A 24679-nucleotide genomic window follows, 5' to 3' on the forward strand; every position below is an offset into this window, starting at 1 on the left:
TATGGAAAATAGGAAAAATTACTTTCAGAAATTATTCTTGACGGCTTTGTTGGCGATACAAACTTTTGTGCTTTTAACTTCTTCTGGAGCCGAAGCACAGCAAAGAATCATCAACAATAATAAACTCCGTGTTGGAAATGGTGCAGAAAACTCTATCAACAACACAGGAAACATGCAGCAACCTTTTTATTACAACTCAATTGCTGCACAATGGCGAAAATTGACATATAGCAATTATGCTCTTGACAATGCCTATGCAGTTGGAGGAGATGGAACCAGTGAATGGAATTTAAATGGAACCATCGTTCAAAATCCAGCCTTGACCAACCAAACGATCGATTATTCAGGATTCACGTATACTACCGCTCCAAATGGATATGGTACGGTCGTATCAAAAGGAAATATAAATGTGGGTGGTTCGCTTCTTGAAGTCGAAAATACTTTTAGTCTTTTGCAAAATGCTGGCTACATTGAAGTAAAAGTAAAAGTAAAAAATGTGAGTGCCGCACCAATCAGCAATGTTAGAATCTGGGTGGGTACTCGAGATGATTTTGTTGGTCTGACAGACGATAACATTAAACAAAAAGGAAATTTAGTAAATGGGGCATTTGTATTAAACACTTTGCCATCACAACCTTCCGCCGCATTAAAGATTTATAATAATGACGAGGCTATTCTTTTTTATTCCAATTCTCCAAGAGGAAATACAATCGTAAATAGTTGTTGCAATTGGACCAACGTCATCAATCAAAATCCGCAGACTTCTGTAGTAAATTCAGGAACTACCGATGGCTCTTATGGTTTCTATGTGCGTTTCAACAATTTAGCCGTAAATGCCAGCGATGAATTCACTTGGTATTATGCTGCAGGAACAATCGCTGATATTGATGAAATCATTGAAGATGTTGCACAAGCAAGTGGAGCCGTAAATAATATCACGTATACCTCAGCTATTTTTAATTCTACTTCAGAAAATGCTGTAAATGGTTATTATATTGTCGTACCGCAAGGCTCAACAGCTCCAACAGAAGCTCAAATCCAAGCAGGTACCAACTACGGATCTGTTACATCAATAGCCCATGGTTCCTCTGCTATGCCTGCTAATGTTGAAACTGCGTTTCCGATTACGGGATTATCTCCTAATACAACTTATGAATTGTATTTTGTAACTCGAGATGCTGTTCCTGCCTATTCAACAATTTACCACACTACGTTTACCACGCTAGCATACACAATTCCAAATGTAACAGCTACGACAGCTGCGAGTTCAATAACCGCAATCACAGCTGCATCAGGAGGAACAGTAGGTTCCGACGGCGGACAAGCGGTTACGGCGCGAGGAATTTGCTGGAGCACTTCCGCAAATCCGACAATTGCAAATAGCGTAACAACGGATGGTTCTGGTCTTGGCACATTTACAAGCTCAATGGCTGGATTGAATTCAGGAACAACCTATTATGTCAGAGCTTATGCTACAAACTCTGTAGGAACTGGTTACGGACCTCAAGTTACATTTACAACTGTAGCAAATAACAATCCGACAATTTCAGCTGTAACAAATCAGGCCGTATGTGCAAATGCAGCAACTACAGCCCTAGCCTTTACAGTTGCCGATGTTGAAACTGCTGCAGCCAACCTGACAGTGACTAGAAGTTCTTCTAATACAACTCTTGTCCCAGTTTCAAATATCGTTTTAGGAGGTACAGGCGCTAATAGAACAGTCACAGTAACGCCAGCAGCCAACCAACATGGAACGGCCACAATAACACTTACAGTCACTGACCAATTGGGCGCTACTGCCACGACGACATTTACTCTAACAGTAAACCAGTTTCCTGTAATTTCGTACGCATCGGCTACCTATAATTTATACCAAAGCCAGACGATTACTCCTATTGCCGTTACAAATACAGGCGGTACTAGTACAAACTGGAGTATTTCGCCAGCTTTGCCTGCCGGGTTAACTTTTAACACTGCCAACGGAACCATTTCAGGAACTCCAACAGGGTCGCAATCTTCTGTTAGCTATACTGTAACAGCAAACAACAATAGCTGTACTGCCACAACAAGCTTTTCAATCTACATAACTCCATGCAACACTTTTAACGCATCAGATGTTATAACAAATGGAAATGCTATCTTAATCGGAAATGAAGCACGTCTTACAGAAAACATAGGCAATCTATTCGGTTCTGTTTGGGGGAAAGCAAGACTTGACTTGAACGAAAACTTCAAAATCAGTACGCAGCTTTATTTCGGCTCATCCGACGCAGGAGCTGACGGACTTGCTTTTGTATTGCAACCTTTATCATCCAACCAAGGCACTTTGGGAGGCGGAGTAGGATATCAAGGCATTATGCCTTCTCTAGCGGTAGAGTTTGATACATATTACAATCCTGGTTCAGATCCTATTTCGAATGACCATATCGCGATTGTAAGAAATGGCCAAGCACAAATCATTTCAGCTCATTCTGAGTTTGCACCTTACTATAATGCCGGACAGATAGAAGATGGCAATTGGCACGATGCTGTTTTTGAGTGGATCGCGGCTTCAAAAACGTTTAAGGTAACTTATGAAGGCTCGGTAATCTTCAATACCGTAATCGATATACCTACTACCATTTTAGGAAATCAGTATGCGTATTGGGGATTCACGGCAGCAACTGGAGGTTCTACAAGCGAACACAGAGTACGTTTTAACGGCTACTGCTTAACATCGATTGTAAGCACGCCACCTACAATTTCAGCTATTGCAAACCAAAGCTACTGCTATAATACTCCAGGTTCAGTTACTGCTACCGTAGCTGACAGTGAATCACCTGTAGCTAACATTTCGCTTCAGGCTACTGGCTCTACGAATACGGCTTTGCTTCCTTTGACCAATATTTCGATTTCAGGAACTGGAGCTACAAGAACAGTAAATTTCACTCCTGTAACGGGACAATTCGGAACTTCAACCGTAACTTTAACAGTAACAGATGGCGATGGTTCTACAGCTACAAGAACATTTAATGTTACTTTTAACGATACTGTAAATCCTACAGCTATTGCCCAAAACGTTACTGTTTATTTAGGAACAAACGGGCAAGGCTCAACAACAGCTACGGCTATAAACAATGGCTCGTCTGACAATTGCGGTATTGCTACTATTACAGCTTCGCCGCTTACTTTCAACGGAACAAATCTTGGAGCCAATACAGTAACATTGACTGTAACTGATGCAAAAGGAAATGTGGGCACGGCAACATCAACCGTAACGGTTATTGATAACATCGCTCCAACAGTAATAACGCAAAACACAACTGTATCAATTGCTGCCAATGGTCAAGTGGTCCTAACTCCTGCCCAAGTAAACAACGGTTCTTTTGACAACGTAGGAATTACTTCATTAACAGTAAGTCCAAGCACGTTCAACTGTTCTAATCTAGGTCCAAATACAGTAACGCTTACAGCCACTGATGCTAGCGGAAATACTTCTTCATCAACAGCAGTAGTAACGGTTCAAGACACTACAAATCCGACTATTATTACCCAAAATATCACCGTACATCTAAATGCGGCCGGTATTTACAATTTAGTCCCGTCAGAAGTAAACAATGGTTCTTATGACAATTGCAGTATTTCTAATCTCGGAATTACCAGAGCTTTATTTACCTGCGCTGATGCTGGACAAAGTTTCACTATTACGCTTTTTGGGAATGACCCTTCAGGAAATTTAGGCGCGACTACCGCGGTTGTAACCGTAGCCGACGTGATGGTTCCTAATGTAATTACTCAAAACATTACAGTACAGTTAGATGCAAACGGACAAGCTACGATTACTCCTGGGCAAATCAACAATGGTTCAACAGACAATTGCGGTATTGCTTCTTATTCGTTAAGCAAAACTACTTTTAATTGTTCTGAGACTGGAGCAAACACGGTAACATTATCGGTGACAGATATTCATGGAAATGTAGGAACCTCAACAGCAGTTGTAACGGTTCAAGACATTATCAATCCAACAATCATCACTCAGAACATTACGGTTCAATTAGACGCTAATGGACAAGCAGTAATTGTTCCTGCAGCTGTAAATAATGGTTCTTTCGACAATTGTGCTATCGTAACTTATGCTTTAGACAACACGGCTTTTGACTGTACAAACGTAGGATCGAATACCGTGACTTTGACAGGAATAGATGCTAGTGGCAACTCAGCTTCAAATACTGCTATAGTAACTGTCGAAGATACAATCGCACCTATCGTGCTTACTCAGAATATCACCGTTCAGCTAGATGCCAACGGACAGGCAACAATCACGCCTGCACAGATTAACAATGCGTCGACTGACAACTGCGCTATCGCAACTTATGTTTTAGACATAACAAGTTTCAACTGTACGAACGTTGGATCGAATACCGTAACCTTGACTGTGACTGACGTAAACGGAAATTCAGCTTCGAATACCGCTGTTGTAACTGTAGAAGATTCAATCGCGCCGATCGTGCTTACTCAGAATATCACCGTTCAGCTAGATGCCAACGGACAGGCTACGATTACTCCGGCTCAGATTGACAATGCGTCGACTGACAACTGTACTATCGCAACTTATGCTCTAGACATAACAAGTTTCGACTGTACAAACGTTGGACCGAATACCGTAACCTTGACTGTGACTGACGTAAACGGAAACTCGGCTTCAAATACTGCAGTAGTAACTGTAGAAGATTCAATCGCGCCGATCGTGCTTACGCAGAATATCACCGTTCAGCTAGATACCAACGGACAGGCTACGATTACTCCTGCACAGATTGACAATGCGTCGACTGACAATTGTACTATCGCAACTTATGCTTTAGACACTACGGCTTTTGACTGTACAAACGTTGGATCGAATACCGTAACCTTGACTGTGACTGACGTAAACGGAAACTCGGCTTCGAATACCGCTATCGTGACTGTGGAAGATTCAATTGCACCGATCGTGCTTACGCAGAATATCACCGTTCAGCTAGATGCCAACGGGCAGGCTACGATTACTCCGGCTCAGATTGACAATGCATCGACTGACAACTGTACTATCGCGACTTATGCTTTAGACATAACAAGTTTCGACTGTACAAACGTTGGAGCGAATACCGTAACCTTGACTATAAATGACGTTAACGGAAATTCGGCTTCAAATACCGCTGTCGTGACTGTAGAAGATGTTATAGCCCCTGTAGTATTGACCCAAAATATCACTATTGAATTAGATACAAACGGTCAGGCAACGATTACGCCTGCACAAATAAACAATGTGTCTACCGACAACTGTGCTATTGCAACTTATTCATTAGATAAGACAGCTTTTAACTGTACAAATGTAGGTCCGAATACCGTGATCTTGACAGTGACAGATATCTATGGAAATGCCGCTTCGAATACCGCTGTAGTAACAGTAGAAGACAATATCAACCCTAGTGTTCTTACACAAAATATTACGGTACAATTAGATGCTAATGGTCAGGCAACAATCACGCCTGCACAAATAAATAACGGTTCATTTGACAATTGCGCTATTGCAACGTATACTTTAGACACAACTGCTTTCAACTGTACAAATGTTGGTCCAAACACAGTGACTTTGACTATAACAGATGTCAATGGAAATGTGGCTTCAAATACTGCTGTAGTAACTGTTGAAGATAACATCCTTCCAACAATGATTGCTCAAAACGTGACGGTTCATCTAAATATCAATGGTGAATATACTTTGACTATTGCAGATGTAAACAATGGTTCTTTTGACAACTGTGCTATCGAAACGATGGGAATCTCTCGTTCTTTCTTTAATTGTTCAGATATTGGATCTACAAACACGATTACGCTATTTGGTGTTGATGTAAACGGAAATTATGCTTCTACAACAGCTATAATTACTGTTGCCGACATGATGGCTCCTACTGTAGTTACTCAAAACATTACAGTACAATTAGACGCTGCTGGACAAGCAACAATTATTCCTGCTCAAATCAATAATGGTTCGACAGATAATTGTGGTATTGCTTCGTATGCTCTTGACATAACTGCTTTCAATTGCACGAATGTGGGTCCAAACACAGTGACGCTTACCGTAACAGACAATTATGGAAATGCTGCTTCAAATACAGCTATCGTAACTGTAGTTGATCAAATTGCTCCGACAGTAATTACGCAGAACATCACTGTCCAATTAGATGCTAACGGACAAGCGACAATTACTCCTGCTCAGATCAACAATGGCTCTACAGACAATTGTACGATTGCAACTTATGCGCTAGATGTAACAAGTTTTGACTGCACAAACGTTGGTCCAAACACAGTAACACTTACGGTAACTGATGTCAACGGAAATGTTTCGGCCCAAACAGCTATCGTGACGGTAGTCGATCAAATTGCTCCGACAGTAATTACGCAGAATATCACGGTTCAATTGGATGAAAACGGACAAGCGGTAATCACTCCTGCTCAAATAAACAATGGTTCTTCAGACAACTGTTCAGGCGTTGTGTATACTCTTGACATTTCTGACTTTACTTGTGCCAATGTGGGGGCGAACACAGTAACCCTTACAGCAACGGATGCAAGTGGAAACGTTTCTTCTAACACGGCTATTGTAACCGTTCAAGATGTGATCGCTCCGACAGTAATCACTCAGAACATCACTGTCCAGTTAGATAGTAACGGACAAGCAACGATTACTCCGGATCAGATCAACGATGGTTCATCAGACAATTGTACTATTGCAACGTATGCACTGGATGTAACAAGTTTTAATTGTGCCAACGTAGGTACAAATACAGTGACTTTAACAGCAACTGACGTAAACGGAAATACAGCTTCAAATACAGCAATCGTAACTGTAGTTGATTCTATTGTTCCGACAGTAATTACGCAGAATATCACAGTTCAGTTAGATGTAAATGGACAGGTGACAATTGCTCCAGCCCAGATTAATAATGGTTCTATAGATAATTGCGCAATTGCAACTTATGTGCTAGATGTAACAAGTTTTAACTGTACGAACGTGGGTCCAAACACAGTGACTTTAACAGTGACTGATGTCAACGGAAATACAACTTCAAATACGGCTATAGTAACCGTTCAAGATGTAATGGCTCCATTTGCAATCACGCAAGACATAACCATTTCTCTTGACGCAGAAGGAATGGCGTATGTTACCGCTATGGATATTAATAATGGTTCTTCAGATAATTGCGGCATCGCCTCTATTACAATAAGCCAGACCGCATTTAACTGTGGCGAAACAGGAACCAATTTCGTGACAATGACCGTTACAGATGTTCATGGAAATGTTTCAGAAGCTGAAGCTATCGTTACCGTAATCAATACTTTTGGCGATAATGATGGCGATGGAATACCAGACAACTGTGATTCTGACGATGACAACGACGGTATTGAAGATTCAATCGACAACTGTCCGCTTACTTCCAATCCAGATCAGATTGATACTGACAACGACGGAATTGGCGATGCTTGCGACGACGATTACGATAATGACGGTGTTCTAAACGAATCAGACAACTGTCCGTTCACCTATAACCCAGGTCAGGAAGATATCGATAAAGATGGAATCGGAGACGTTTGCGACTTGACAGAAATCAACATTTCTCAAGCCTTTACACCAAACGGCGACGGAGTCAATGATACTTGGCAAATTATCAACATCACGAACTATCCAAATTCTGTAGTAAAAGTATTCAACAGATGGGGTTCTGAAGTATTCAGTGCCAAAGGATACAAAAATGATTGGAATGGTCATTATAAAGGTTCTAGCAATCCGCTTCCAGAGTCCTCATACTATTATCAAATTGATTTAGGAAATGGAACTCCTGCTTATGAAGGATGGATTTACCTTACACGATAATCAGCAATAAATAAAAATGACAATCATTATGAAAACATTATATAAATTAAACGCTGTACTGTTATTTTTCTTTGCCGCTTTCGCGTACGGACAACAGGAAACCAACTTTACAATCTACAGAAATAACATGAACATCATCAACCCTGCTTATGCAGGGGCTGATGGTGAAACCATAATCTCAAGCAGTTTCAAGAGCCAATGGGCCGGAGTAAAAGATGCTCCCGAAACTCAGGCTGTTTCTTTCGGAACGCCTACCGGAAAAAGATTAGGTATTGGACTTTCTGTGATAAACGACAAAACCTTCGTAGAAAAGCAAACTTCGGTTTTTGCAGACTTCTCTTATTTGATTCCTATGAACGAAACCCTTAATCTTTATTTAGGAGTAAAAGCAGGAGGAAATTTCTATGACGTAAATGTGAATGGATTACAGACCTACAATGTGTCTCCAGATCCGTCATTGGTCAACATCAGCAGGTTTAATCCAAATTTTGGAATTGGAGCTTATTTGAAGCATGAAAAGTATTACATCTCGCTTTCTTCTCCAAAAATGCTCAGCACGCAACGTGCTAAAAATGAAGATGGCGTTGCAACAGTTGCTTCAGACAGGCCGCATATTTATTTAAGCGGAGGTTATGATATCAAATTGAATGAAAATTTCATGCTGAAGCCTTCGACATTGCTTCGCTATGTAAACGGAGCTCCTACTTCTTTAGATATTACAGGAGTTTTAAATTACAAGAAACAATTTGAACTGGGTGCTGCTTATAGAACTGACAAAGCTATCAGTGGATTAGCAACCATAAAAGTCAACAACTGGCTTGATTTCGGATACGCTTACGAGCATTCGCTAAGAGATGAAATTGCAAGCGTGACTAATGGAACACATGAGTTTTACTTGCGATTCAACTTAACGCCAAAAGCAAACTAAATGTTTTGATTACAAATTTTGGCAAACAGAAAGCGGGGACAATTGTCCCCGCTTTTTATTTATATTTAGAGCTCTTTTTAAACAGTATCAATAAAATTCTTTTCGGTCTTATTAAAAACTAAAAGGCCTAACAAGAAAATCACGATTGAAAATACCACAGAATAGATAAGTCCAAAGGCTGTAAACTCACCTTTTCCTAAAAAAGAGTATTTAAAAAACTCAAAAAGACTTGTCAGCGGATTTAGATAAACAAGATTTTCGTAACCATACGGCTTCAATTTTTTTACTACCAAAGAAGTCGGATAAACGACAGGAGTCAAGTACATATAAAGCTGCACTCCGAAACCCACCAAAAAAGTCAAGTCTCTATATTTTGTCGTAAGAGAAGAAATTATCATTCCAAATCCGAGAGAAATCAATGCCATTAAAAGCAAAAGGATTGGTGTAAAAACGATTTCCCAATTCGGCAGCGTTGCTTTTCCTTTCGCGATAAAATAGAACATCACGCAAATAAAAAACAAAAACTGTATCCCGAATTTTAAAAGATTAGATATCGTTACCGACATCGGCATGATAACCCTTGGAAAATAAACCTTGCCAAAAATATTCTGGTTGGATTTAAAAGTATCTGATGTAGACTTAAAACAGTCTGAAAAATAAAACCATAATGTGTTTCCGGCCAGTGCAAAAAGGAAGTAGTTAATTCCGTCCGACTCAATCTGGGCAATCTTATTGAAAATTACAAATTGGATTATAGAAGTCAATAGCGGCTGAATCAAAAACCACAATGGCCCAAGAATCGTTTGCTTGTAATACGTCACTATATCTCTTTTGACAAACAGCAACAGCAAGTCGCGATACCGCCAAACTTCTCTAAAATTAAAGGAAACTAATTTCCTCTTCGGTGTTATTTCATAGAGCCATTGCTGGTCTTTCAGGCTGTTTTCCATCTCTTTTGTTATTTTCTCAGCCATTTTTTAGATATTCTTTTTAAACGATTTCCTGACTCCTCTTCGTCATGATATCCATTGCTGTAGTCTCCGTAGCCATAGCCATAGCCGTAACCATATCTGGCCTTGCTTTCGTAGCCATTAAAAATAATGCTGATATTGCTGAGCTCGCCTCTCTTATGTTTGTCGTTTACCAAAGCAAGCATTCCTTTTTTGGTCACATTTTGGCGGACAACATATAAAGTAGCATCACAATATTGTGCCAGTTCCAACGCATCAGAAACCAAGCCTACTGGCGGCGTATCTAAAATAATATAATCGTATCGGCTCTTTAGATCATCTAAAAGTTCCTTCATGCTATCGCCCAAGATCAATTCTGCTGGATTTGGAGGAATAGGTCCCGAGGTAATAACATCTAAAAATGAAATTTGTGTTTTTTGGATGATCTCATCTGCTGTTTTTTGTCCGATCAAATAATTGACCACCCCGAAAGTATTGTCAAGATTGAAATCGCCAAAAATCTTCGGCTTTCTCAAATCCAATCCCACGATAACGGTCTTTTTTTCGCTCAAGGCAAAAACAGTAGCAATATTAATCGAGCAGAAGGTTTTTCCTTCACCACTGATAGACGAAGTCAGCATCAAGGTTTTTGCACCCGAAAGGTTTTGCTTTTTATACAAAAATTGAAGGGAAGAACGTATAGCCCTAAAAGATTCTGCCAAAGCCGATTTAGGCTTTTCAAGAACCGCAAGATTGCTAGGCGTCTTCTTTTTGCCGACAACACCAAGGAGCGGAATTTTTGTCAACCTAGAAATATCTTCGGCCGTATGAATACTGTTGTCCATAAATGTGATGATGAAAACAATCATCAGAGGAATCATCAATCCTAAAAACAAAGCCAGTACATAGTTTACGCTGGTTTTCGGACCAATCAGTCCGCCGCCGGTATCTTTTGCAGAATCAATAAAATGAATATCCGAAAGATTGGCCGCCTTGACAATGTTGGCTTCATTCCTTTTTTCAAGAAAAGTATTGAAGATGTTTTCGGCTAGATCGTATTTTCTCGTAATCTTAAGCAAATCTTGCTGGTCTTCAGGAAGTCGCTTAATAGTACTTTCGGCTTGTCCGATTCGGGCATTGACCAGCGCCAAGTCGTTCTGGATTACCGATTTTGCCGATGCAATATTTTCTAAAAGGACTTTTTTGATAGACTCCATCTCATTGTCAAAATCTCTAAAAAATCTATCGTTCTTTACCGCATAAGCTTTTTCTGAACGCTGGATAGAAAGCGCTATTAGCCTAGAAACGTTTCCGACAATATTTGGATCGTCGATTCCAGCAACAGCTGGAGCCGGCAGTTTTGAATAATCGACACTGTTATTCAGATACGATTTCAAAGTGTTATAATAAGATATCTTACGATTGATAGCGTCTCTTTCGACGTCTAAGCTTGTAAGTTTTTCGGATATTATTCCGCCTCCGTTTTCTAATTCAAGAACATTTTTTCCTCTTCTAAAATCTTTCAATTGGCCTTCGGTACCCTTCAACTGGCCTTCCATTTCTATCAAGGTACTGTCGATAAAAGCAATCGTATTGATGGCAAATTGGTTCTTGCTGTCGAGTTGGTTCTTTTTTAAAACCTCAACCGTTGTATTCAGATAATCGACCATACGGGCCTTATTTGTACCCTGCATAGCCAGCTTCAATATCGAGCCTCCTTTATTGTCGCTCTCTACGCTGATACCTTGGTATTGGCCGACAACGCTATTGACATTGTCAAATCGTACAAAATATTCTTTCCCGGCATAGGAATTTGCATCGGGTTTTAATTGCAGTTTCCAGTTCAGATACGGTAATTGTACCTGCTGCCCTACTTTAAATTTCTTGGTATATTCTCCTACTGGAACGGCAATCTGGCTGTTGCTTTCATCATAATAATTGATGAGATTGACGCTTTCACTTTCAAAGGCTAGCGAAAGTTCGTATTCGGAAGCATTTACAAATTTTATTTTGATAGGAATTCCTGAAAGTTGTCCTTTGGTTTTATCAATATTGACCTTAAAAGGAGCTTCGCCATAAGCATCAATCATATTGTATTTTCCTTGCTTGAAATATTTGATATAATATTCCAATTTGGCCACGACGATTTCATTATGGGAACGCGATTTCAGGGTAGTTATGATGGTCTGTACTTTATCTGACGTACCGCCCCAGTTAAAAACCAAGCTCGTATTTGAGGTAAAAAACGGATTGCTTTCTTCACGAATGGCGATAAGGCTCTCCATTCCGTAGATTTTCTCTTTTCGGACATTTACCTGATAGGCAATCACGAAACAAACGATAAGGCTTGCCAAAAACCATTTCCAGTAGCTCAATATTTTTATCAAGAAACCTTTGAAATCGAAATTGTTTTGATTCTCAAAAAATGAAAAGTCTTTTGGGTCAAGCATGGTTATGATTATCTATTTAAAAGCACTATTGTTGTGGTAACCAAAGAAATCAGGGTAATGATGGTTCCGAGCGACTGAATTCCAGTCGTACCGGTTCCCCAAGATTTTTGTTTTAATGGCTTAATATAAATATAATCGTTAGGCTGTATATAATAGTAAGGGGAATTCATCACGTTTCTATCGGTCAGGTCAAGCGTATGCATTTCGGTTCCGTGCGGGTATTGGCGAATGATTGTTACTTCTTTTCTGTTTCCGACCATGGTTATGTCGCCAGAATTGGCAATGGCTTCCAGTACATTGACCTTTTCTTGAAATAAGGTTTTGGTTCCTGGTGACGCAATTTCGCCATTTACAGTATAACGAAGCCCGGCAAGTTTGACATTCACAAAAATATTGGCTTCTTTGTTAAAGTATTCATCCAGCAATTGCTTTTCAATCTTAATTCTGATTTCTTCCAGAGTAAATCCGAGTACATTTACTTCTCCTAAAACGGGAATTCGTATGTTTCCATGATCGTCAACAGAATAACCATTGAAGTATAAGCTTTGTTCACTTTGAGCATTTAGATTCGTCTCCGAAGCATTGAACATTTCGACCAATTTGGCGTCTAATGCCTTGATTTTGATGCTTAAGATATCGTTAGTTTGTACTCTATAAGGCTTTGCCATTACCGGATTTACGGAAGGAGTACTTTCAGAATCATTTTTTTTCTGAAGGTAGATCAAATCTTGGCTAGGGACGCAAGAGGTAAAAATAACAGCCGTCAATATCAAAAGAAACAGAAGCGCCTTCTTCATTATCAATTTTTTAGTAAACAAATATAGTTTTTCATTTAGAATCTGGTAAACAATTCTACGTATTTTTGAATGAATTTTCGAAGGGTACGCGGTGCAGGATACTCCTTCCAAGCGTTACTTCATCTGCATATTCCAGCTCATCACCTACTGAAATTCCTCGGGCAATCGTAGATGTAACGATATCGCATTCTTTTATCTGCCTGTAGATGTAAAAATTGGTGGTATCGCCTTCCATAGTCGAGCTTAAGGCAAAAATAAGCTCGCGGATATTTCCTGTTTTTATTTTTTCGACCAATGTTGGAATGTTGAGCTGGCTCGGTCCGATTCCGTCGATAGGGGAAATCTTGCCTCCTAAAACGTGGTAAATCCCTCTAAATTGCCCTGTGTTTTCAATGGCCATGACATCACGGATGTCTTCAACGACGCAAATCAGCTGATGATCACGGTTTTGATTGGAACATATCTCACAGATGGCAACATCGGAAATATTGTGGCAGCTTTGACAGAATTTGATTTCTTCACGCATGTTCAAAAGCGCTTGAGACAGCAAACCGGTCTGCTCTTTAGGCTGTTTTAGCAAATGCAACACCAATCGCAATGCAGTCCGCTTGCCTATTCCTGGCAATTGCGACATTTCATAAACTGCTTTTTCTAAAAGTTTTGAAGAAAATTCCATAGACTGCAAATATACTAAACAGCGCCTTGATTCCTAATATGCATAAAAACTGTTTTAAACAAAAAAGCCTCCTGATGAACAGGAAGCTTTTTATTTGTTTTTTATATAAAAGCTATTTGACTGCTTTTGCAGATACTGCCGCTTTTTTTATCTCGTCTTTGAAAGTCGTCTTAGCTTTGACATCATAACCGCCAGAAACCATAATCGTATTCTGCTCATCGACTTTTACAACATAAATCTCCATAACCAAATCTTCTCCTTGATCGTTTTTGATCATGGCTGTCTGGTATAAGATGCTTTTGCCTTTTTCATTCAGTTCGCCTTTCTTTACTTCTGTCAGATCTTTGTCTTCTCCAATAGCCTGCATTTCTTTTTTTGCTTCTTCATAAGACTGCGACATCAGGTTAGCCATTATAAAGGCAACAGGTTCTGTCGACATGTACATATTTCCTTCTGCCATTGGGAATAAGGACTTATTGAAATTCATATCAATCTTGACGTCAGAAACGGCTTCTTCTTGTGCAAAGCCTGCATAGGAAACTAAAAACAGGACAACTGCAGTAACGATTTTTTTCATTTATTTTCTTTTTGATTTATATCAAATTTAGAATAAAACTATGATTAATTGCTATTTTTGATTAAATTTTATTTGCTTTGCAATAAACTCAGACTGATGCAGCCACTTACCATTCTACTCATAATCGTCATTTATTTCGGGATATTGATATTGATTTCCAATAGGGTCAGCAAGAAAGATTCAGGCAATGACGCTTTTTTTAAGGCCAATAAAAATTCGAAATGGTATCTTGTAGCTTTTGGAATGATTGGGACAGCCTTGTCTGGCGTGACTTTTATTTCTGTTCCTGGACAGGTCGGTTCGCCTGATATCCAATTTAAATATTTTCAGTTTGTTTTGGGAAATGCGATTGGTTTTATCTTGATTGCAAAAGTACTGCTTCCGTTGTATTACCGCATGAACCTGACATCAATTTATGGATATATCGAACAGCGACTGGGCCATATTTCGTACAAAACGGCGGCTTCTATTTTTTTAATAAGCCGTACGATTGGTTCTGCAGCACGGCTTTACCTAGTGGTTATTGTTTTACAACGTTATGTATTTGATGCTTTTGGAGTTCCGTTTTGGGTAACAGTCTTGATTTCGCTCGGATTGATTTTTGCTTATACCTATCGCGGCGGCCTAAAAACGATTATTATTACTGATACTTTACAGACCTTATTCTTAGTTTCTTCTGTCATTTTTACGATTTATTTTATCTGCGACAGCTTGGATTATAATATCCCTGAAGCATTTGAAGCCGTAAAAAACAGCAATTATTCTAAAATATTTTTCTTCGAAGATTGGCTCAAAAGCAATTATTTCTGGAAGCAGATTTTGGGAGGTATTTTTGTGACCATAGCCATGGTCGGACTTGACCAAGACTTAATGCAGAAAAACTTAAGCTGTAAAAATATCGGTGAGGCTCAAAAAAACATGTTTACATTTACGGGAATATTTGTGGTTATCAATATTTTCTTCTTGAGCGTAGGTGCGTTGCTTTATATCTATGCAGAAAAAAATGGCATCAGTGTTCCTTTGGATGCTGTGACTGGAAAGCCAAGAACGGATTTGTTATTCCCTGAAATTGCTTTTAATTACTTGACTTTGATTCCGTCGATTGTATTTTTATTAGGCTTAACAGCAGCTACTTTTGCAACGACAGATTCAGCATTAACTGCATTGACGACTTCTTTCTGCGTTGACTTTTTAGGAATGGACAAGGCCGAGAATGCTTTGAACCCGAATATGGTGCGAACTAGGCATTTTGTCCATATTGGGTTTTCGCTATTAATGTTCCTTGTGATTTTGGTAATCTATCTTTTAAACAGCGATGCTGTAGTAGGATTGATTTTTAAAGTTGCGGCATACACATATGGCCCGCTCTTGGGATTGTATTCTTTTGGGCTATTTATGAAAACAAAAACGGTCAATGACAAACTTGTTCCGATTGTCTGCATATTGGCTCCGGCAATTACTTTCTGTATCAGTTCGTATTCTACGGAGTTATTTGGAAATTACCAATTTGCCGAAGAACTGATTATTCTTAACGGCGGCCTGACCTTTTTAGGATTGCTTTTAATCAGCAAAAAGGCTACGAAAGAAACACGATTTTAATGTTCTTCTTCAAAATAAAAATGACTTGGAATATCCAAGCCATTTCGTATTCTTAAAACTGATTCGTTGAAAGCAGTACTAAAGTACAAGCAACTTCCACTTTGATATTATTTACTTTTAAAAGCTGGTAAAATTCTGGATTTTCCGTACCAGGATTAAAGATTACTCTTTTTGGAGACAAGGAAATGATATAATTATAATAATCTCTTTGGCGTTGCGGGTTTAGGTATAAAGTAACCGTATCAATATTTGTAAACGGAATTTGTTTGGTCTGGATTTTTACGCCCAAAACTTCTTCTTCTTTCAAGCCTATCGCAACTACAGAATGTCCTTTTCCAGTTAGGCTTCTGATTGCCATATACGAATAGCGTGCCGGGTTCGACGAGGCTCCTAATACTAATGTCTTTTTGTTTTTCATGGATAAATATATAGATGCAAATTTACTTATTTTCAGGGCGGAAGCACTATTTTTTATTAAAACAATAACATCAATAAGTTCCTTTGATGGTTTGGTAATAATCTATCGGGAGCATGTCCCCTACTTTCAAAGAACCTAGATATCCTCCAACCATCACGCCATATAAAGGCTGAAAGTTTCCGTTATTGTCAACTATGAGAACTTTTTCGATAAAGTCAGCAAGCGATTGCTTTTTGCCGTCATACATAATATTAAAAGGTATTTTAACTTCTTCGTATTTTAAAACTTCTATTTTTTTCGTCCCGTCAAAATTAGTAGCAGTGCCTTCTTTTTTATATACGGCAGTTTTCTTTGTGGGCTCTTTAATGAGCGTAACTTTTTTCATGCCCAAAGTATCGCTCACTTTAAAATATTCTTTTGGATCTACTTTAAATCGGTCTACAAAAAGAGCCAGTTTTTCTTTCTCCCAGCTTTCGTTCGCTATCGTATTTACAAAATGAGAAGTCGATCCCAAATAAGATTGCGTCCTTCTTTTATTTATCTTTTTAGTTTGGGACAATTCTTTATAAAATGTTGAACCTGCAAAATAGCTTTTCGCAATAGAAAAACTGGACAGACTTCTTTTCCTATATTCAACATTAAAATCTACCAATTCGAAGAAAACTTCATAGCCCAGATAAGCGTTTTTTATTTTGATCGGTTTATGCGAAGTAGCGCTCAAAGTATTTGTTGTGATATCGTAAAACACATTAATATCGTCTTCATTTAGGATTTTGCACGAAAGTCCGGCTTCTGTAGTTCCAAGAAATTGTTCCTTGAAAGCTTTCAGCATCTCTTTTCGGGTAAAGGGTCCTTTTTCGAGAACAACCTCAACCATGGCGATTGCTTCTTCTTCCATCAAAGCCCGAATCTGTTTGTTTTGAAAAGGATTCTCCAATCTTATCGTCTTATATCCGACATAGCTTATTATCAAAGCAGCCTGACTATTTCCGTTTCCATTAATCTTGAAATAGCCCTCGGCATCTGTCACAGTCGAGATAGTAGTTCCATCGAGATACACTGTTGCGGCTTGCAAAACATTATTTTGCATGTCATAGACATGGCCTTCCAATGTCTGTGAATGAACTTGCGATATGGAAAACAAAATCAGTAAAAGGGTAATTTTATTTAAGAGCTTCATTTTAAAAAGAATGGTGAATTACAAATATATCGAATATGGAATTTCCTTCCTATGCCGTGCGTATAAAATATAACTTGGTGTTTGATAATGATAATTTATTTATAACTTTACTACATCCAGCATTTCCGATTTTAATTTTACAACAAAAACTATGGAGATTTTCATTTATGTTTTCGCTGCACTTTTTTCAGTTATCAATCCTTTAGGAGCCGTACCAATTTTTGTGGGACTGACTCAGCAAGACACCAAAGAAGAGCGCTCCAGGATATCGCTTTGGACAGCGATCAATGTTTTTATAATTCTGATTATCTCCTTTTTTATAGGACAATATGTGCTAAACTTTTTCGGAATCAGCATTGATGCCTTAAGGATTGCTGGAGGATTAATCATTTTGAACTCCGGATTTGCCTTGCTTTCCGGAAGGTTCAACAAGACCAGAGGCGTCAATAAAAAAGTGGAAAACGATGCCCAAAATAGAAATGACATTGCCTTGACACCGCTTGCAATCCCGATGCTTGCCGGTCCTGGTTCGATATCGCTTTTGATCGCCTTATATCAGGATTATAAATTACTGGACGAACAAATTATCGTCTGCCTTTCGATAGCTACAGTTGCCATTGTTATTTTTTTAGTCATGCGAAGCGCTCATTATCTTTCGAGAATCTTGGGAGCTTCTGGAATTGTCGCAATCTCAAGAATTATTGGTTTTATAGTAATTGCAATCGGAGTGCAGTACATAAGCAGTTCCGTAGTAAATATCATAAAAACGATATCTTTTCAATAAAAAAAGCCCCGAGAAGTTCGGGGTTTTTTGCTTATTTTTCTATGTCATTATTCTTTAGGAAGGAATATCTCCGCCATCATGCATCGTGCACTTCCGCCGCCACAAGCTTCAATGGTATCGAGGCTTGAGCTGATAATTTCGCAGTGGTATTCTAATTTCTCAATCTGTACAGGCTTTAGGCTTTTATAAGCCGCTGCACTCATGATCAAATATCGCTTATCGTCTTTCCCTCTAACTTCCAGCATGTTTCCTGCAAAGTTATTGACTTGATCTTCGGTAATCAGGATAATTTCTTTTCCATCGGCTTTTAGATTGTCCAAGACCATTTTTCTTTCTTTTTTATCATCAATGCAATCAGCACAGATTACCGCAAAGGTCTCACCCAAACACATCATGACGTTGGTGTGGTAAATTAGTTTTCTTTCGCTATTGACTGTCTGGAAAGCTTCAAAAATTACCGGAGCATAATCAAAGTCTTCGCAGAATTCAATAAAAAGTTCTTCATCGGCTCTTGGAGACAGGGCACAATAGGCTTTTCCATTCGCTCTGTCCAACAACAAACTGCCCGTTCCTTCTAGAAAGATATTATCTTCTTCGGCAGAAGTATAATCTACGATATTGTCGATTCTGTAACCTTCGTCTTCCAATAAGTCTAAGATATCTTCGCGACGTTCTTCACGGCGGTTTTCGGCAAACATCGGATATAAGGCAACGTCGCCATTTTCATGAAAAGAAATCCAGTTGTTTGGAAAAATAGAATCAGGCGTATCTGGAGTTTTAGTGTCTTCAACAACCGTCACATTGATTCCAACCGCTCTTAGTTTTTCTACAAAAGCATCAAATTCCTGTTGCGCCTTTGCGTTCACCGTTTCTGGAAGCAATCCATCCAATACTTTTTGGTAATAATTGTTTACCGCTGTCTGTTCATTCATTCGGAAAGCTACCGGACGAATCATCAAAATGGAATTTGTCGTTTGTTTCATAATTTATAGTTGATAGTTGGTAGTTTACAGTTGATAATTGATAGTTGATAGTTGAAATATCAAAATCGACACAAAGACTGTATTCTAAAAACTGATTAATCTCTAATTAATGGCAAGGTGGAGCATCTAAGCAAGCCTTCTTGTTTTGCAATTTCGGCATATGGAATTTCCTCAACCGTAAATCCTTGGCTACGCAACCAATTGTTCAATCTTGTAAAGTTTCTTTCTGAAACGACTACATCTTCTGCAATAGAAAAGACATTCGAGTTCATATTGTACATTTCGTCCCTGTCAATATGGAAAAGATTGTCTTTCCCGAAAAGCTCCACTAAAAACATATAGTCCGATTCTTGTCGGAAACCGCTTTTATAGATAATTCCTTTTTCTTTTCCTACAGGCTGAAAGCAGCAATCCAAATGCAAAGCATTATCTCTGGCTTCGATTTTTGACTTTACTAAATCAAATTCTCTTACTTTTTTATGCGGAAATAATTCTTTGATATAATTAACGCCCTGCATGTTCGTTCGGGCCGTAATATAATCTTTATAATCTGTTCCTTTATAAGTCCCAATAAAAATATAATCGTTCCAAAGCATCACATCACCGCCCTCGATATGTACTTCTTCTGGCGGACGTACAACTTTTGCTGGATTGATCTGTTCTATAACGTATTGGATTGCGTCTAATTCTCTTTCGCGATCGGGCAGAATGTTTGCTTTTACGAAAACATCGTCAATTACAAATCCAATATCTCTAGTGAAAATCTGATTGTAATTTTCAATCATTTCAGGACGGAATACTTTTACGTCATATTTTTGAAATACTTTATTGAAAGCTTCCATTTCATTGACCATGTCTTTTTCTATAGGATAGGTTCCTGCAAGGATATGCTCTAATGATTTTGGATCATAAGCTTCTTCAGCAGTCGGCGTCGGACCATTATTTAGGGCAGAGCCCAACACTACTGCTCTTAATCTTGACGTTTCGTTTTTTACATTTAATTGCAACATAGCTTTTGGCTTTTGACAAAGATAAAAAAGGCTTTTTTATTATTTGTTAAGTTTATTTTTCTTCGTGATATTCTTGCTCCGTATTGATGGCCCAGATATTGTCTTTGCTGGAAACACCGTTTTTTATATTTTGGACGGCTTGGATAGCGGTAAGCATCGAATGATCTTGATTGTTGTATTTGTGCATTCCGTTTCTTCCGATCAAAAACAGGTTTTCGAATTGGTTCGTATAATCGATAATTTCATTAAATTTCTCATACGTTCCGAAATATGCTGGATAGGTTTTTGGCATTTTGATGACTACGCTATCCAAAACATCTTCACGGCGAATCATTCCAATTTCGACCATTTCGTCGATGGCTAGTTGTTTCATGTCATCTTCGGTTTTGCTCCAAAGATCGTCGCCTTCATAGCAGAAATATTCCAGTCCGACCCATTTCGTAGTTTCGTCTTTTACCAAAAACGGACTCCAATTATTAAAAATCTGCAATCTTCCCACTTTCACATATGGTTCTTGAATGTAAATCCAATTGTCTGTAATCTCCTCTTTCGTCATTTTTTTTAGGAGCAGTCCAACCGTTATAAAATCACGATATACCAGTCCTTCAGCAATTTCATTGACATTTTGTGGAACTTCAGTTTCAAGAGAAGCAATGAGCTCCTGAACAGGCATTGTTGAAATAAAATAATCTCCTTCAAAGACAACTTCTTCTTTAGTACGTTGGTTTTGTGCTGTAACAGATACTATCTTATTGCCTTGCGTTTCAATTTTAAGAACTTTCAAATTCTGGTGAAGCTCACCTTTGTTTTCAACAACTTTTCGGGCCACTTCTTCCCACATCTGTCCTGGGCCGAATTTAGGATATAGGAAATATTCAATCAAAGACGTTTCGGTATCTTTTTGACTGATGTTCTTGTCTGTTTTTTTGGAGAACTTTTTATTCAAGAAATGAGCAACCGATTTCCTGATCGAAAGTCCCTTGATTCTTTGCGCTCCCCATTCCGAACTGATTTCTGTGCATTTTATGCCCCAGACTTTCTCCGTATAATCTTTAAAAAATGTCTTATATAGTTTTTTACCAAAGCGATTGATAAAAAAATCTTCTAAATTCTTTTCATGTTTAATTGGAAACGCAACACTTTTAAGATAGCTCATTCCGATCAAGAACGTATTAAAAAGTCCCAGTTTCAAAACAGTTTCTGGTGTAAGCGAAATCGGATAATCAAAGAATTGTTTTTGATAATATATTCTTGATTTACGACTACGTACCAACATTACGTTATCAAGATTTTTACCCTCAGAAGGAAAATCAATCGTATTTAATTCTTTCGATTTATTCTGATAGGAAATCTTGATTGTCTTTTCTTCTGATAAAATGGGCAAAATCTTGCACCACCAATCCATAATGACGTCCGATTTTGAGAAAAAGCGATGTCCTCCAATATCAATACGATTTCCTTTGTAGTTGACGGTTCTGGAAATCCCCCCCCAAAACTCGCTTTGTTCTAAAACAACAGGCTGAATATCGGTATTTTGAATAAATTCATACGCAGCAGTCAAGCCAGCCGGACCACCTCCGATAATAATTGCCTTTTTATTTTTCATCTTACTCCTATGGTTGACAAATCTACATTTCCTAAAATTAGTTTCCAATATTTTGAGTAAGTTTGTTTGCTTGAAAACTCTTAAAAAACACGATTGACGACTTTTTTCAACAACCCAGCCGAATCTGAATTCAAGAAATATTTTTTGTTGCTGAGTTTTTTTATGCTTGTTTTTTTAGGGCTCAGGATTGCGCAAGGAGATTTCCGACTACCTGATTCTGATGATTATTTCGCAACAGCAGAACTTTTAAAAAGCGGAGAATATTTTTCTTCCACCTCCGATTTTGCCAAAGGTACTTTATTAACCAAAAGACCTTTTTTATATCCGTTATTGATTCTTTTCCCTGGATTTTCAAACGATTTGGTTATCATCTTGCTTCAAACACTAGTAGGATTCTTCAACATTTATCTGATTTTAAGGTTATTTCAAAAATTAGGCGGGAAATCATTCCGACTATTATCAATATTTATTCTGCTAACGCCCTCTATTTTTATCTATACTCATCTGATCATGACAGAAGTTCTTGTCATGACTTTGTTTCTTTTGCTGGTCTTGCTACTTATTGCTCCGCTTAACGCAAAGAAAATGTTACTTATCCAGCTCATTCTTACGGCTTTGATATTTTTAAAGCCTGCCTTTTATCTTTTTTCGTTTGCCAATATTATATTGTTTGGCTTTTATTTTATAAAGACAAGGACTTTTAGTTTTTCTGTTCTTATTGCCTTGCTATTTACGATTGGCTATATGAGCTTTAATAAAGAAAGAACTGGCTATTTTCATTTTTCGTCTATGCAGAATATCAACCTGATTGATTATAATCTTTATCTTTTTAAAGCTCAAAAGGAAAGCACTGAAGTTGCTGATTCATGGAAAGAAGGTATTTATGTCGAAGCAGAAAAACTATCTACCTTTAAAGAACGAAGCGAGTTTTTGGCTTTAGAAGGAAAAAAGGTTATTAAAGAAAATCTTGTTCCCTATACGGCTTTTCATGTTTACGGAGCAGTACGCGGGACGATTGATCCAGGAAGGTTCGACTTGATGACGCTTATTGAAAAATACGACACAAATAGCGGGTTTTTAAATATGCTAGGCACAGCGGGACTTAAAACAACTGTGACTAACTTCTTGGATTATAAATACTTTTGGATAATCCTTATATTGATTCCGCTATTTCTTATTGCCATATTAAAATGGGCGCTTATATTCAAGCATCTTTGGAAAAAAAGAAAAGAGATTAATTTCAGAAATAGCTACATTATCCTTTTTATAGCGTATGCTATTTTAATCACAGGTCCTGTGAATGCTTCGCGTTATATGATGCCATTACAGGGAATTCTTATAGTCATTGCCGTAATCAGCTGGGAAAATTTTAGAGCAAAAAAAAGCTCCACAATCAAGTGAAGCTTTTTTAAAACTATTTTTTGAAAATTATCTTTTCTCGAAAGGAACGAAATCTCTCAATGGAGCTCCCACATAAACTTGTCTTGGACGGCCAATTGGCTCTTTGTTTACACGCATTTCTTTCCATTGTGCGATCCATCCTGGAAGACGTCCGATAGCAAAAAGAACCGTAAACATATCTGTTGGGATTCCTAAAGCACGGTAGATGATTCCAGAATAGAAATCTACGTTTGGATATAATTTTCTTGATACGAAGTATTCGTCAACTAATGCCGCTTCTTCTAATTTCTTAGCGATGTTCAAAATTGGGTCGTTAACACCTAAAGTAGCAAGCACCTCATCAGCTGCTTTTTTGATGATTTTTGCTCTTGGATCAAAGTTTTTATACACTCTATGTCCAAAGCCCATCAAACGGAAAGGATCGTTTTTGTCTTTTGCTTTTTCCAAATATTTATCAGCATCACCTCCATTTTTTTGGATTTCTTCAAGCATTTCCAAAACTGCTTGATTAGCACCACCGTGAAGAGGCCCCCAAAGAGCCGAAACTCCAGCTGAGATAGAAGCAAACAATCCTGCATGAGAAGAACCCACCATTCTTACTGTTGAAGTAGAACAGTTTTGCTCGTGGTCAGCGTGAAGGATAAACAATTTATCTAAAGCCGCAACAATTGTCGGATTAGCAGTATAAGGTCCTGTTGGCAATTCAAACATCAAACGCATGAAGTTTTCAACATATCCTTTGGTATTGTCATAATAGTTTAATGGGAAGCCCATGCTTTTTCTGTACGTCCAAGTTGCAATTACAAGGAATTTACCCATGGTTTTGCAAACGGCCTCGTACATGTCTTTTTCATTTTCAACATTTACAGATTTCGGATTAAAAGCTGTAAGCGCACTGGTCAAGCACGACAAAACGCCCATTGGGTGTGCATTTTTTGGAAAACCGTCAATGATATTTTTCATTTCTTCGTTCACCAAAGTGTATTTTCTGATATCAGTCTCGAATTGCTCTAATTGTTTTGCTGTTGGCAATTCACCGAAAATAAGAAGGTAAGAAACTTCAAGGAAATCGGCTTTTTCTGCCAATTCTTCGATTGAATAACCTCTGTAGCGCAAGATTCCTTCTTCTCCATCTAGGAAAGTAATTTCGCTTTTGCATGATCCTGAATTTTTATAACCTGGATCGAGAGTTATGGCGCCGGTCGCGCTGCGTAGTTTATCGATATCGATAGCAACTTCGTTTTCAGTTCCAACTATTACTGGAAATTCGTGTCTGTTGCCGTCAATTTCTAATATTGCTGTTTTTGACATAATATTATTGGGAATTATTTAAAATTGAAAAATATAATTTAACAAAAATAGGCAATTCGGCAATAACTAAAAAGTAATACGGTAACGATTTCGTTAATATTTCTTTAAATTTTGCAAA

Annotated in this window: 16 protein-coding genes; 5 read left to right on the forward strand and 11 right to left on the reverse strand. The window is 38.2% G+C overall.

Annotation, left to right across the window (positions count from 1 at the left end):
* Position 1: 1 nt before the first annotated feature.
* Together GGR22_RS13800 and GGR22_RS13805 are read left to right on the forward strand one after the other, a co-directional pair.
* The gene (locus GGR22_RS13800) at positions 2 to 7891 is read left to right on the forward strand and encodes a lectin-like domain-containing protein (RefSeq protein WP_182494152.1); all 7890 of its coding nucleotides are present in this window, start codon (positions 2 to 4) and stop codon (positions 7889 to 7891) included.
* A 28-nt stretch (positions 7892 to 7919) separates the two neighbouring features.
* Positions 7920 to 8819: a PorP/SprF family type IX secretion system membrane protein gene (locus GGR22_RS13805; protein WP_182494153.1), complete on the forward strand. Its 900-nt coding sequence runs from the start codon at positions 7920 to 7922 to the stop codon at positions 8817 to 8819.
* Between the two features lie 77 nt (positions 8820 to 8896).
* Here GGR22_RS13805 and GGR22_RS13810 read toward each other — a convergent pair whose 3' ends face one another.
* The 5 genes from GGR22_RS13810 to GGR22_RS13830 form a co-directional block, all read right to left on the reverse strand.
* Positions 8897 to 9793 (reverse strand): ABC transporter permease, encoded by an 897-nt coding sequence (locus GGR22_RS13810; RefSeq protein WP_245982556.1) that lies wholly within the window; start codon positions 9791 to 9793, stop codon positions 8897 to 8899.
* Positions 9778 to 12219 carry a polysaccharide biosynthesis tyrosine autokinase gene (locus tag GGR22_RS13815; protein ID WP_182494154.1) on the reverse strand — a complete coding sequence of 814 codons (2442 nt, stop codon included), beginning with the start codon at positions 12217 to 12219 and terminating at the stop codon, positions 9778 to 9780. The genes GGR22_RS13810 and GGR22_RS13815 overlap by 16 nt, the downstream gene beginning before the upstream one ends.
* An 8-nt stretch (positions 12220 to 12227) precedes the next feature.
* On the reverse strand, positions 12228 to 13016 hold the full coding sequence (locus GGR22_RS13820; RefSeq protein WP_121376793.1) for a polysaccharide biosynthesis/export family protein: 789 nt from the start codon (positions 13014 to 13016) through the stop codon (positions 12228 to 12230).
* Positions 13017 to 13071: 55 nt separating this feature from the next.
* A complete protein-coding gene (gene recR, locus GGR22_RS13825; RefSeq protein ID WP_182494155.1) occupies positions 13072 to 13692 on the reverse strand; it encodes a recombination mediator RecR in 621 nt (206 codons plus the stop codon).
* 112 nt (positions 13693 to 13804) lie between these two features.
* Entirely contained in the window at positions 13805 to 14269 is a 465-nt protein-coding gene (locus GGR22_RS13830) for a hypothetical protein (protein WP_182494156.1), read from the reverse strand.
* A 96-nt stretch (positions 14270 to 14365) separates the two neighbouring features.
* Between GGR22_RS13830 and GGR22_RS13835 the strand changes: the two genes are divergently transcribed.
* Complete coding sequence (locus GGR22_RS13835; RefSeq protein WP_182494157.1) at positions 14366 to 15868, forward strand: sodium:solute symporter; 1503 nt, start codon at positions 14366 to 14368, stop codon at positions 15866 to 15868.
* Between the two features lie 52 nt (positions 15869 to 15920).
* Here the strand turns inward: GGR22_RS13835 and GGR22_RS13840 are convergent, their stop codons facing one another.
* A complete protein-coding gene (locus GGR22_RS13840; protein ID WP_182494158.1) occupies positions 15921 to 16286 on the reverse strand; it encodes a CoA-binding protein in 366 nt (121 codons plus the stop codon).
* A gap of 70 nt (positions 16287 to 16356) precedes the next feature.
* Positions 16357 to 17466, reverse strand: coding sequence for a carboxypeptidase-like regulatory domain-containing protein (locus GGR22_RS13845; protein WP_182494159.1), 1110 nt, complete (start codon positions 17464 to 17466; stop codon positions 16357 to 16359).
* A gap of 151 nt (positions 17467 to 17617) precedes the next feature.
* On the opposite strand from GGR22_RS13845, the gene GGR22_RS13850 reads away from it, so the two are divergent.
* Positions 17618 to 18250: a MarC family NAAT transporter gene (locus GGR22_RS13850; RefSeq protein ID WP_121376799.1), complete on the forward strand. Its 633-nt coding sequence runs from the start codon at positions 17618 to 17620 to the stop codon at positions 18248 to 18250.
* Positions 18251 to 18297: 47 nt separating this feature from the next.
* Here GGR22_RS13850 and ctlX read toward each other — a convergent pair whose 3' ends face one another.
* The 3 genes from ctlX to GGR22_RS13865 form a co-directional block, all read right to left on the reverse strand.
* Positions 18298 to 19233: a citrulline utilization hydrolase CtlX gene (gene ctlX, locus GGR22_RS13855; protein ID WP_182494160.1), complete on the reverse strand. Its 936-nt coding sequence runs from the start codon at positions 19231 to 19233 to the stop codon at positions 18298 to 18300.
* Between the two features lie 95 nt (positions 19234 to 19328).
* Positions 19329 to 20243 (reverse strand): dimethylarginine dimethylaminohydrolase family protein, encoded by a 915-nt coding sequence (locus tag GGR22_RS13860; protein ID WP_182494161.1) that lies wholly within the window; start codon positions 20241 to 20243, stop codon positions 19329 to 19331.
* Between the two features lie 52 nt (positions 20244 to 20295).
* The gene (locus GGR22_RS13865) at positions 20296 to 21849 is read right to left on the reverse strand and encodes an NAD(P)/FAD-dependent oxidoreductase (protein WP_182494162.1); all 1554 of its coding nucleotides are present in this window, start codon (positions 21847 to 21849) and stop codon (positions 20296 to 20298) included.
* Positions 21850 to 21942: 93 nt separating this feature from the next.
* Here GGR22_RS13865 and GGR22_RS13870 point away from each other — a divergent pair, with 93 nt between their 5' ends.
* Positions 21943 to 23250 (forward strand): hypothetical protein, encoded by a 1308-nt coding sequence (locus GGR22_RS13870; RefSeq protein ID WP_182494163.1) that lies wholly within the window; start codon positions 21943 to 21945, stop codon positions 23248 to 23250.
* 27 nt (positions 23251 to 23277) lie between these two features.
* Here the strand turns inward: GGR22_RS13870 and GGR22_RS13875 are convergent, their stop codons facing one another.
* Entirely contained in the window at positions 23278 to 24561 is a 1284-nt protein-coding gene (locus GGR22_RS13875; RefSeq protein ID WP_121376804.1) for a citrate synthase, read from the reverse strand.
* Positions 24562 to 24679: the final 118 nt, after the last annotated feature.

This window comes from Flavobacterium gossypii (assembly GCF_014138495.1).
Classification (GTDB): domain Bacteria; phylum Bacteroidota; class Bacteroidia; order Flavobacteriales; family Flavobacteriaceae; genus Flavobacterium; species Flavobacterium endophyticum.

Bases quoted from the DNA above. Each gene is read 5' to 3' on its own strand.
- GGR22_RS13800 (WP_182494152.1), top strand. From the start codon at position 2: ATGGAAAATAGGAAAAATTACTTTCAGAAATTATTCTTGACGGCTTTG.
- GGR22_RS13805 (WP_182494153.1), top strand. From the start codon at position 7,920: ATGAAAACATTATATAAATTAAACGCTGTACTGTTATTTTTCTTTGCC.
- GGR22_RS13810 (WP_245982556.1), bottom strand. From the start codon at position 9,793: ATGGCTGAGAAAATAACAAAAGAGATGGAAAACAGCCTGAAAGACCAG.
- GGR22_RS13815 (WP_182494154.1), bottom strand. From the start codon at position 12,219: ATGCTTGACCCAAAAGACTTTTCATTTTTTGAGAATCAAAACAATTTC.
- GGR22_RS13820 (WP_121376793.1), bottom strand. From the start codon at position 13,016: ATGAAGAAGGCGCTTCTGTTTCTTTTGATATTGACGGCTGTTATTTTT.
- recR (WP_182494155.1), bottom strand. From the start codon at position 13,692: ATGGAATTTTCTTCAAAACTTTTAGAAAAAGCAGTTTATGAAATGTCG.
- GGR22_RS13830 (WP_182494156.1), bottom strand. From the start codon at position 14,269: ATGAAAAAAATCGTTACTGCAGTTGTCCTGTTTTTAGTTTCCTATGCA.
- GGR22_RS13835 (WP_182494157.1), top strand. From the start codon at position 14,366: ATGCAGCCACTTACCATTCTACTCATAATCGTCATTTATTTCGGGATA.
- GGR22_RS13840 (WP_182494158.1), bottom strand. From the start codon at position 16,286: ATGAAAAACAAAAAGACATTAGTATTAGGAGCCTCGTCGAACCCGGCA.
- GGR22_RS13845 (WP_182494159.1), bottom strand. From the start codon at position 17,466: ATGAAGCTCTTAAATAAAATTACCCTTTTACTGATTTTGTTTTCCATA.
- GGR22_RS13850 (WP_121376799.1), top strand. From the start codon at position 17,618: ATGGAGATTTTCATTTATGTTTTCGCTGCACTTTTTTCAGTTATCAAT.
- ctlX (WP_182494160.1), bottom strand. From the start codon at position 19,233: ATGAAACAAACGACAAATTCCATTTTGATGATTCGTCCGGTAGCTTTC.
- GGR22_RS13860 (WP_182494161.1), bottom strand. From the start codon at position 20,243: ATGTTGCAATTAAATGTAAAAAACGAAACGTCAAGATTAAGAGCAGTA.
- GGR22_RS13865 (WP_182494162.1), bottom strand. From the start codon at position 21,849: ATGAAAAATAAAAAGGCAATTATTATCGGAGGTGGTCCGGCTGGCTTG.
- GGR22_RS13875 (WP_121376804.1), bottom strand. From the start codon at position 24,561: ATGTCAAAAACAGCAATATTAGAAATTGACGGCAACAGACACGAATTT.